This is a genomic window from Brachyspira pilosicoli, from assembly GCF_019402445.1.
In the GTDB taxonomy this organism is placed as follows: domain Bacteria; phylum Spirochaetota; class Brachyspiria; order Brachyspirales; family Brachyspiraceae; genus Brachyspira; species Brachyspira pilosicoli_B.
In genome coordinates, this window is sequence record NZ_SRZM01000104.1 from 1 (window position 1) to 11,091 (window position 11,091).

The following is an 11,091-nucleotide window of genomic DNA, read 5'->3' on the forward strand; positions in this document are numbered from 1 at the left end:
TTAAATGCAGTTCTTTTGCTTCTTTTATACCAATAAAAAAGTGATAGTGTGTACCCTATGGGCACACTTCGCAGGGGGACTAGTCCCCACAAACAACAAAACTAAAAATTGTTTTAATTTATCTCATAATTCTCTATATAAATCTTTACTTCTTTGCTGCCATTAAATCTATTTATTTTTATCTTGTATGAAATATTTATAAAATTTGAAGCTTCCAATTTAGAGCATTCTTCTTCTGATGAACTCCAAATTATAGCATTAGCCCTGCTTCCATTTTTTTGTAATTGCAGTTTTAAATGAATCTTATTATTTTTATTTATTTTTTCTATAGAGTTTATAGTAACCCTATTTGTAAAAAACACAGGCTCTTCATTAGCAAAACCATAAGGCTCAAATAACTCTAAATACTCAGCAAACTGCATATTAATATCTTTAAAATCTAATTCCAAATCATAAGTCTTTTCATCTTTTGAAGTATTAAAATTCTCTTCTGAAGCATATTTAATAATTTTTTTAGCAAACTTTTCAAAATTATTTACGCTCACAGTAAACCCAGCAGCATTCTTATGCCCGCCAAACTTATCTAAATAAACACTAGAATATTCAAGCATATCGCGTGCATTGTCATCACCTCTGCTCCTAATACTTCCCGTACAAACTCCATCTTCCTTAGATTCATAAAGTATAACAGCGGTTTTCCCATATTGACTTAAAACCTTACCAGCTATAAGACCTGTTAAACCTCTATCTATTAAATCACTCTTTACTATTATAATAGGATAAGACATGCAATTATTTTCTTTTATATATTCGCACACTATATTAAAATTGCTTTCTGTAAGAGATTTTCTTGTTTCGTTTAAATTATAAACTTCTTCAGATAATTGAAAAGCCTCTTCTCTAGTTTCAGAAGTTAAAAGCCTTAAAGCATATTCAGGCTTTCCCATTCTACCCGCAGCATTTATAAAAGGAGCAAGCCTCCAGCTTACAGCCTGAGTATCAACTTTAGTATTTAGTAATTTTATTCTCTCCAATATCACATTATACCTTATATGATTATGCTTTTCCAATTCTGCCAAAGCACATTTTATATAAGCCCTATTCTCTTCAATAAGAGGTACAACATCGGCAACTGTTCCAAACAATACTAATATAGACTCTCTTTTTATATAGTTTTGCAATTGCTTTTGACTTAAATAATACATTCTTCTAAAAATTTCCATTTTTATTATTAAGTCTCTATAGAGAATATTATCATACTTATATATATTAACTTTAAGAAGCAAAGCAAACTCATCTAATGTCTTAACTGACTTGATATTAACTCCCCCATAATTAGCACCCAACTGAAGCAAATCATAAACATTATCATATTCAGGCAAGTATAGCTCATACTTTTCATATAGTCTAAGAAGTTTTTTAAGCCTAATCTCTCCGCCTGTAAGAACCAATACAACATTCTCCCCCTCAAACATATAACTAGCTAACTCTTCTAAAACTTCATCTTCAGACAAAAACTCTTCATAATAATCTAAATAAATAGATTTGTAAGCATTTTCATTATTTACAAGCTCAAAGCCAAATACATCATCACTATAAACAAAATTAGTAGCCTTTAATGCTCTTATTCTTTTTAATTTATCAGTATTTTTATCTATCTCATAATCTAATATAATGATATCTTTGTTGTAAAGTTTAGTATAAGAAAAAACAAATGCCTGCATAAGCTTAAATGCAACAGCACACCCAGAAAAGTTTTTGGAAACAAAACCAGTATTTGAAAGTTTAGGATTAAATATTAAATAGGCATTAGGAAGTATTTCTGGTATATCATGATGGTCTGTTACTATAATATCTATAGAATGCTCTCTCGCAAACTCAACTTCTTCAACATTCGATATACCGCAATCAACTGTGATGATTAAGCTCACCCCAGAATTAGCATAACTTTCAATGACATCTTTTGAAAGCCCATAACCAACTTCATGATTAGGCACAAATGCTTCAACATTCTTTGTAACAGCCTTAAGAGTATTATATATTATAGAAGCAGCAGTAACACCATCAGCATCTTTATCGCCATATATCAATATTTTTTCATTATACTCTATAGCCTCTTTTAGCCTATCTACAAAAGCATTCATATCCCTAATATTAAATGGATTAGACAGAGAATATATATCTTGAAAAAAAAAGTCAAAAATATCTTCTTTTGAAACTATACCCCTTAATTTTAACAATTCTTCTATAATGGGATTTAAATTGTCTATATCGATTTTTTGCATAAAAGCCTTTATTAATATTTATGAATTACAACAAATAGTATATTTTATTTGCTTCAATGTTTCAAGTATAATTTAAGCCTCATTTTCTTTAGTAGCAGAATGACTTGCTATATTAGCTCCTTTTTTCCAATGCCCAGTAAAATAATAAATAAGTATAAGCGACATACTAATAAAGTTTACAATGGCCATAGTAGTCCATACTCCCCATAAACCCATCTTTGTAGATAAGAAATGTGCAAGAGGAACTCTTATAAGTATATGAGCAACAAAAGCAAATATCATGAGTATAAAAGTTTTTCCAGCCCCATTAATAACACCATTAGTAGCAAACATTACAGAAAGCATTATTATAGAAGGCATAACCACATATATATAACTTTTTGTATATTTTAATACGCTCATATCTGAAGTAAATAATCTCACTATAAGCTCTGGAAATAACACAGAAAAAAGTGCCATAAAACTAGAAAGCCCTATTCCTATTTTAAGCCCTGCTTTGTATATCTCTTTTACCCTATCCATTCTATTAGCTCCAATATTTTGAGCAACCATAGTAGCAATACCAGCAGATAAAGCTAAAAGCGGTAAAAAAGATAAAGAGTCCACCCTCATAGATACAGCAACAGAAGCAGAAGCCTCTTCTCCATAAGTATTAATAATTCTATTTAAAAATAACCAGCTTATAGAAATTATTAATTGCATAGCAGCAAAAGGCAAACCTATCTTAAACATTAATTTAGTTATATTAGCATCAAAAACTATTCTAAGAGGGTTAGCACGCACTATACTATCTTTAACTTTTAAATATATTATGCTCACAATTACAGAAAGAATTTGAGAAAATACTGTAGCATAAGCAGCTCCATCTAAACCCATAGCAGGAAAACCAAATAACCCTTTTATCATTATTGGGTCTAATATTACATTGACAATAGAAGCTATAGCTAAAAATATAAGAGGTCTTACAGTATCTCCTACTCCCCTAAGTAAAGCAGATATTAAAAAATAATAAAATAAAAATGGAAAACCTATCATACTAATTCTAAAATAGCTAACAGAATATTCCATTATACTATCAGCAGCATTTAAAAATCTCATCAATATAGGAGCAAATATATATCCTAATATAGCCAAAACTAAAGAAAGTATTACACTCATAGTAGTGGAAACTCTAGAAATATAAAGCACAGAATCCTTATCATTAGCACCAAAATATTGACCAATCAAAACATTCGCAGCAACTGTAACACCAGAAGCAATAGCTTGAAGTATTAATATTATAGGGAAACTCACCGCAATAGCTCCAAGTCCCTTAGGTCCTATCATCTGCCCTATCCAAATTGTATCAACTATATTGTAGGCTATATTTAAAAGGTTGCCAAGTATCATAGGTACTACCAAATTAATAAGCCCTCTATTTACATTTCCTTCTGTAAGCTCTAACATCTTATTTTTTTCCATAGTTTTCCCCATTATTAATTATCATCAATTTTTAATTATTAGTTTTTTGATAGTAATATTTTTTATTTCATCAAAGTTTTGTAGTTTCGACAAAAAATAAAATATACATATAAACAATGCTTGAACAATTACAGCTTCTTTTTTGCTTGCGTTTTAAAAGCTTTATATAAAAAAGCTTAATACAATCAGATAAAATAAAAATATTCAGATAAACAAGAGAAAATATTAACCTACAAAAAAATAAAGTCAATACATAAAAAAATATTTTTTTTATAATAATTTTTTTATATTAATATTGATTAAAATACAATAGTTGATAAATATCTTTATTCATATATAATAAAAAACAATATTTAGGAGAATAATAATTTTTATGTCAATAATAGATAAACTTTCATCTGTAGAAAACACATACAATGATATAGTAGACAAATTAAATGATGCAAATATAAAAGACAATAGAGTAATACAAGATTTAATGAAAAAAAAGTCAGAAATAGAAGACATAGTAAATGAATATAAAAAACTAAAAACAGTATTGAAAGAAATAGAAGATGCAAATGAAATGCTTAATCATTCTGACACTGATAAAGAATTAAAAAATATGGCATTGCTTGAAATAGAAGAATTAAATCAAAAAAAAGAAAATATCATTAATGATTTAAGGCTTTTACTTCTTCCAAAAGATAAAAATGACGGTAAAAATATAATAGTAGAGATAAGAGTTGGAACTGGAGGAGATGAATCGGCTTTATTTGTAGGAGATTTATTTAGAATGTACAGCCGTTTTATAGAGAGGGCAAATTTTAAAATGGAAATAATTGACATAAGCCCTACTGAGCTTGGTGGATATAAAGAAGTAATATTTTCTGTTTCTGGAAAGAATGCTTATAGAACTTTAAAATTTGAAAGCGGTACGCATAGAGTACAGAGAATACCAGCCACAGAATCGGGCGGAAGAATACATACATCAGCTTCAACTGTAGCAATTATGCCTGAAGCAGAAGAAAGCGATGTAATAATAAAAGATGAAGATATAAGAGTAGATATATTTCGTTCAAGCGGTCCAGGAGGTCAATCAGTTAATACTACTGACAGTGCCGTTAGAATTACACATTTGCCTACTGGTTTAGTGGTGCAGTGTCAAGATGAAAAAAGTCAACACAAAAATAAAGCAAAAGCATTGAAAGTATTAAGAGCAAGAATATACGAAAAAGAAGAAGCAGAAAGAAAGGCAAAAGAGGCTAAAGAAAGAAGAGATAAAATAGGCTCTGGAGATAGAAGTGAAAGAATAAGAACATACAATTTCCCTCAAAACAGAGTGACAGACCACAGAATTAATGTTACATTATACAAATTAGATAGATTTATGGACGGGGAAATAACAGAAATTACTGATGCTTTATTTAAAAAAGAGCAGGAGGAATTATTAGCTTCTTACTCAGACTAATAAAGAAAATTATGAAGTACATAGAAAATATACTTGGTGATGAAAAAATATTACATAATATAAAAGATGATGATACCGCTATCAATTACATAAAAAGTTTTAGTGATGTTTTATATTGCGATTATTCATATAAACATAATGAAATTTCTTTAGCAGGGTTATTTGCATACTCTAAAGATAATAAATACTGTTTTGGAGAGTTTGGTTTATTTAAAGAAAATAGATATGAATCAAAAATTGTTATAAGCGATTATCCTGAATATGCCACTCTAAACAATTATGAGCTTACTAATGATAAGTTTATAGACGTGCTTAATTTACACAATATAACTTTAAACAATCTATTTAGCACAGCAAAAAAAGAATTTGAATCTATAGAAGCTTATCCATTAAAAAAAATATCATTAGATGATTATATAAAAATATTTCCGCATAGATATATTAATAATAGATTTAAAATATTTACTAAAAATAAATACAAAAAAATAAACATAAGAAATATCAATGAAGACTTTGTATATAGATGTCCATATTGTGGCTCTACTAATATATTAAAAATAATAGATATTAATAATAATACATTTGAGAAAATGGACGTTTATGATTTTAATGAAATGTATGATAATATGGAAAATATTGAGCATGATGATTTTTATGTTTGTGCTTTATGCAATTTGGTTATAAGAAGCCCAAAAACTATTTTAGATTATATATGAGGTGTTTTTAATGGAATTCATTATAATTGTTGATGAATCATTTGAAAATGAATATTCAAAAATATTTTTAGAAGATTTCTCTAATAAAATAAAACTCTTAAAAGAGGAACTTAATTGCGATGTAAAGAATATAAATTATATTGCAAATACTACTGAAGATTATTTGAACAATATATATAAAGAAACAGAAAACTATGACAATATTATATATATTCCAAATAATATGCCTATGTTTAATATAGATGAAACTCTAAAACTCACTAAAATACATAATGAAAATATATCATATTTTACTTATGGTGAAAATTATCCTGAGGGAATCATACCTTTTATAATAAGAAGAAATGCTTTTGAAAAATTATTTAATTGTATAAAAACAAAAAATATTAATATAACAGAAAATACTATAAAAGACATTGTATTTATTGACCCTAATTTTTTTGAAATAGAAATATTGGTGTCTGAATATGATATGAGATATTATAGAATATCATTATTTGCAAATAGTAAAAGAAATGCTTTAATTATATCAAAACTAATAAAATATAAAGATTATAATGATATTACTAAGTCCATAAAGGAAGATACTTCATTAAGAAGAACTTTTCCTTCATATATTGAAATAGATATTAATAACAGACAAAACTTAATAAATAAAAACTTATTGTCATCTAATGCTTTTGCAAATGAAATAAACAAAGAAGAGAAAAATTTAAGCGTAGAAGAGTTTAAAACTATTTATAATAAATTAGCAGAGTTTTGTGATGATTTTCATTTATCAATAGGAAGTTATTATGAACCTCTTTTAAATAAAGATGTTTTTGATATATTAGAATACGCTCTTTCAAATAAAAATGTAAATGTGTATTTAGAAACTAATGCTATTTTACTAGATGAAGAAAAGGCAAAAAAACTTCTACTTCTTCAAGAACAAAACAATAATTTACATGTAATAATTCATTTAGACACAGTAGAGCAAAATGTATTTAATACAATATATAAAGAAGACCATTTAAAAACAATACTTTCTAATATAGATTATTATTTTATAAGAGAGCCAAAAAACACATATCTTCAAATTACAAAGCAAAAGGATAATTTTGATTATTTGGCTTCATACTACAAATATTTTGATAAGTACAAAATAGAGATTATAATGCAAAAATATTATACTTACAGAGGAATTGTAGAAAATAAAAAAATTGGCGATATGACTCCTTTAATAAATGTGGGCTGCTGGCATTTGGCTAGAGATTTATTTATAGATGCTTATGGAGACATTTATATTTGCCGATTTGATATAAATAGAGAAAAACTTATAGCTTCTATATATAAAGAAACTTTGGAGAATATTTGGGCAACATTAGAAAACTACTATAGAGAAAACACTTTAAAAAGTTTAGACTTTTGTAAAAATTGCGATGAGTGGTATTTATTTAATTTTTAATAATAATAATATTTTTTGAGTATTAATTTATGGAAAAATTAATTGTAGAATATTTAGAGCTTTTCTTTGCTGCTTATTTAATTAAGTTTTTGTTTATAAGATTTATATCTGAGATTCCATACTTTAAAAAATATTATCATTTAAGAGAAATTTTGCCTGGGGTGAGAAATTGGGATAATAGATTAAAAATGATTTATTATTTTGAAATTTTCTCTATATCTCAAAGTTTATTTTTAGCATTGTTGGTGATGCTGTTTCATTATTTTTTATCAATAAATAATTATATAGAAATAGTTATAGCTTTTTTAATATATGCATTTATATCCACTTTTGAGAAGTTTAAATTTACAATAATAATGAGCGACTACCCTATATCACTTTTTGTAATGAATACAATTATAAGTATAACAATATTAATTATACAATTTTTTATAATGGCTCTAATAATTATTTAATTTTGCTCAATATTAATAGAAGCACCCATATCCATAGAATTGGTTTTTCCTTTATAACGTGCATTCTCTGATATTATGCAATTTTCCATTAAAGCATTTGATATATTCACTTCTTCAAACATTATACAGTTTTTTAATATTGAGTTTTCTATATTAGAATTCTTTCCTATATGTACATAAGGACCTATAACAGATCTATTAATTTTTACATCCTCTTCAATAAAAACAGGAGGTATTATAGCAGTATCCTTTACCCATTTACTAAGTATGCTATGAGTGATTATAGTTTTATTTGTTTCTATCATAGTATTTTTTTCGCCACAATCATACCAACCATCAAGTTTGAATGTTTTAAATACGCTCCCATTTTGTATCATATATTCTAGAGCATCTGTTAATTGATACTCATTTTTTGTTTTTATATCATTTTTTATTATATAATCTATAGCATCAAATAATTCTTTAGAACTTACTATATTATACATTCCTGTTAAAGCTAAATTGCTTACAGGCTCTTTAGGTTTTTCTATAAGTTTTGTAATAACACCATTACTGTCAAGCAAAGCAACACCAAATCTGCTAGGGTTATCAACTTCGCATACCCCCAATGCATTTTCATTTTTAGCTACTATTGCTGATAAATTAAGCTTAAATATTGTATCTCCAAGTATAATAAAAAGCTTATCATCATCTTTTATATGCTCTCTAGTAAGTGAAACAGCATGAGCTAATCCCCTAAACTCTTTTTGCTCTACAAAAGTAAGTTTTACATCTTTATATTTAGAAGTTAAGTAGTTTATCATCTTATCTTTTAAATACCCTACTATAAATATAACCTCTTCAAGATTCTCTAACTCTAATACCTCTTTCATAATAAAATCTATGATTGTAGAACCTGCTATAGGAAGTATAGGTTTTGGTTTTGTTATTGTGTGCGGTCTTAATCTAGTGCCTTCACCTGCTGCTGGTATTATAACTTTCAATTTACATATCCTTATAAAAAATATTTTATATATTATAATATATTCATAAATATAAATAAATCAATATATTATCTAATTAATGGTACAAGTAAACCTTTAGAAACTTCTTCATTGCTTCCAAGTAAATATCTTACTAATTCTAATGCAAAAAATACTGTAGTAGCAGGACCTTTAGAAGTAATAACATTATCATTAATTACAACTAAATCTTTTTCAACATACTCCCCGCCTTTAACCATGCTTTCGCAGCTAGGATAACAAGTATATTTGCCTTTAATAACTGAAGCCTCACCCAATACTATAGGAGAAGCACATATTGCAGATACTAGTCTTTTATCCTCATACATTTTCTGAAGTTTAGATATGATTCTTTTATCATTTTTTAAATTATTCATTCCACCCATACCACCAGGAAGTGCTATAGCATCAAAATCTTCATTTATAATTTTATCTAATATAGTGTCAGCTTTTAATACTATATTATGCGATCCTTTTACATCTAAATTATTAGTTAAAGAAGCACTTACTACTTCTATATTCGCCCTTCTTAATATATCTATAATAGTTACAGCCTCTACTTCTTCAAAACCTTCAGCTAATGGTACTAAAACTTTTTTTGACATTATATTTATTCTCCTTATAAGTTTATTAAATTAACTTTATATTAATATTTTAATATTTATTTTCTTTATTTGCAACACAGATGTTATATAATTAATTATTTTGTAATTGAAAATAAAAAAAGTTCAAAATGTGCTTTAAAAATATTATTTGGTGTTGTAACACTCAATGTATTTAATTTGGATATTTGTGAGATTATATTTACTATCTCATTCAATGAATAAAGTTTTAATACAGATTTCTTTTTTGTTAGTATAAATGAAGGTATTTTAGTTAATTTACTTATATCATTTAAAGTAGTTTGAGGTGGGAATATCTTCATATAATATAATGCCAAAAAATTATTCATCATTAAAGTAAGTGAACTAGAAGCATCTTGATCTAATCTATGCATAATAGAAAAACATTTTTTCCTATCCCTTTCAAATACAGAATCTAAAAAATCAAATATATTTCTATTTTTGGACACATAAGTAAAATCCATAATATCTTCAACATTCAAATACTCTTTATCATTATAACTGCATATTTTATCCAATTCAGAATAAAGCGAATCATAGTCTAAATTAATATTATTAACTATATAATCAACAGCATCATTAGAAATCTTTTTATTATTTTTGTTTATATACGCTGTAATTAATGAACGAAAATCCCTCTCATCTGGAATTGGGAAATCTATAAAATGAATATAATCTACATTCTGTTTTTTTGAAAAATATTTATATATACCATCTTCTTCTAAACTATTTTCTGTTTCTAATATTATTATAGAAGATTTTGAAGGATTAATACAATATTCCAGAAAATCTTCTTGAAAATTATTGTATTTGTATATAACAACAAGCCTTATATTAGAGCCGAAAGGAGGAGTATCAGCCACTTCTAAAGGAGAATAACCTACAGCATCATTTTTATCATAAAATAGGCTGTAATTCATCTCACTATCACCCTCATCTTTAAAAACGAGCGAATGCATAGACGTTATAAATGCTTTTTTAAATAATCTCTCTTTTCCTGTAAGAACATATATAGAATATTTGAAAGGTTCTTTAATATATAAATCTTTTATTTTTTTAAAATCAGACTCTGTTTTAACTATTGCTCTACCAATCATAATACTCTTTTAATTAGCCTTTTTTAAAGCTTTTTCTATAAAAACTCTTATCTCTAATTTACAATCATCTCTCTCTTCTAATTTTACATTTTTTACTATAGCTCTTATCTTATAATTTTCATCTTCCATTTTATATGTTAAAAGAGGAGCTATTATTTTAGGTACATATCCAAGCCTTATCTCGCATCTCTCATCATAAACCGCTATAGCAAATGGGTCATAACCAATAAAATATTCTCTTATAAGATTAATAGGCTCATTTCTAGATAATAATTCTATAATCTCTTTTCCATCATTATATTTATATCCTGCAACAAAAAAGTCTATAGAATACCTATTCATTTTATAATATTTATTGATAATAATTCTCTTAAAACTTTCTTGATAATTAACTATATATGTAGTATGTTTGCTATTTTTTTGCGAATACAATTTTCTAAACCTTAATAATATTTTATTATTAAAATAAATTTTACTTCAATTCAAATTTTCTGTCAAGTGTAAAATATGTAAATTAATTTTTTAATACATAAAGTCGATTATTATACTATTAAGA

At 26.3% G+C, this 11,091-nt stretch carries 10 protein-coding genes; 4 read left to right on the forward strand and 6 right to left on the reverse strand.

What is annotated here, in order from left to right; all coding sequences use genetic code 11:
* Positions 1-113: 113 nt before the first annotated feature.
* Complete coding sequence (recJ, locus tag E6A48_RS04200; RefSeq protein ID WP_219708804.1) at positions 114-2,285, reverse strand: single-stranded-DNA-specific exonuclease RecJ; 2,172 nt, start codon at positions 2,283-2,285, stop codon at positions 114-116.
* 72 nt (positions 2,286-2,357) lie between these two features.
* Positions 2,358-3,746 (reverse strand): MATE family efflux transporter, encoded by a 1,389-nt coding sequence (locus E6A48_RS04205; protein ID WP_219708805.1) that lies wholly within the window; start codon positions 3,744-3,746, stop codon positions 2,358-2,360.
* A gap of 373 nt (positions 3,747-4,119) precedes the next feature.
* Here E6A48_RS04205 and prfA point away from each other — a divergent pair, with 373 nt between their 5' ends.
* Genes prfA through E6A48_RS04225 form a run of 4 tightly spaced genes read left to right on the forward strand, consistent with a single transcriptional unit; the run spans position 4,120 to position 7,814 of the window.
* Positions 4,120-5,196, forward strand: a complete 1,077-nt coding sequence (gene prfA, locus E6A48_RS04210) for a peptide chain release factor 1 (protein WP_014932451.1) — start codon at positions 4,120-4,122, stop codon at positions 5,194-5,196.
* Between the two features lie 11 nt (positions 5,197-5,207).
* Positions 5,208-5,912 (forward strand): hypothetical protein, encoded by a 705-nt coding sequence (locus E6A48_RS04215; RefSeq protein WP_219708806.1) that lies wholly within the window; start codon positions 5,208-5,210, stop codon positions 5,910-5,912.
* A gap of 10 nt (positions 5,913-5,922) precedes the next feature.
* Positions 5,923-7,359, forward strand: coding sequence for a spiro-SPASM protein (locus tag E6A48_RS04220; protein ID WP_219708807.1), 1,437 nt, complete (start codon positions 5,923-5,925; stop codon positions 7,357-7,359).
* 29 nt (positions 7,360-7,388) lie between these two features.
* Positions 7,389-7,814 carry a hypothetical protein gene (locus tag E6A48_RS04225; RefSeq protein ID WP_219708808.1) on the forward strand — a complete coding sequence of 142 codons (426 nt, stop codon included), beginning with the start codon at positions 7,389-7,391 and terminating at the stop codon, positions 7,812-7,814.
* Here the strand turns inward: E6A48_RS04225 and E6A48_RS04230 are convergent.
* From E6A48_RS04230 to E6A48_RS04245, 4 genes are all read right to left on the reverse strand, one after another.
* Positions 7,811-8,797 carry a sugar phosphate nucleotidyltransferase gene (locus tag E6A48_RS04230; RefSeq protein ID WP_219708809.1) on the reverse strand — a complete coding sequence of 329 codons (987 nt, stop codon included), beginning with the start codon at positions 8,795-8,797 and terminating at the stop codon, positions 7,811-7,813. The two genes, E6A48_RS04225 and E6A48_RS04230, sit on opposite strands and share 4 nt — an antisense overlap.
* A 68-nt stretch (positions 8,798-8,865) precedes the next feature.
* On the reverse strand, positions 8,866-9,420 hold the full coding sequence (locus E6A48_RS04235; RefSeq protein WP_219708810.1) for a DJ-1 family glyoxalase III: 555 nt from the start codon (positions 9,418-9,420) through the stop codon (positions 8,866-8,868).
* 95 nt (positions 9,421-9,515) lie between these two features.
* Positions 9,516-10,535 (reverse strand): DNA polymerase III subunit delta, encoded by a 1,020-nt coding sequence (gene holA / locus E6A48_RS04240; RefSeq protein WP_219708811.1) that lies wholly within the window; start codon positions 10,533-10,535, stop codon positions 9,516-9,518.
* Between the two features lie 9 nt (positions 10,536-10,544).
* Complete coding sequence (locus E6A48_RS04245; RefSeq protein WP_219708812.1) at positions 10,545-10,967, reverse strand: HIRAN domain-containing protein; 423 nt, start codon at positions 10,965-10,967, stop codon at positions 10,545-10,547.
* Positions 10,968-11,091 lie beyond the last annotated feature (124 nt).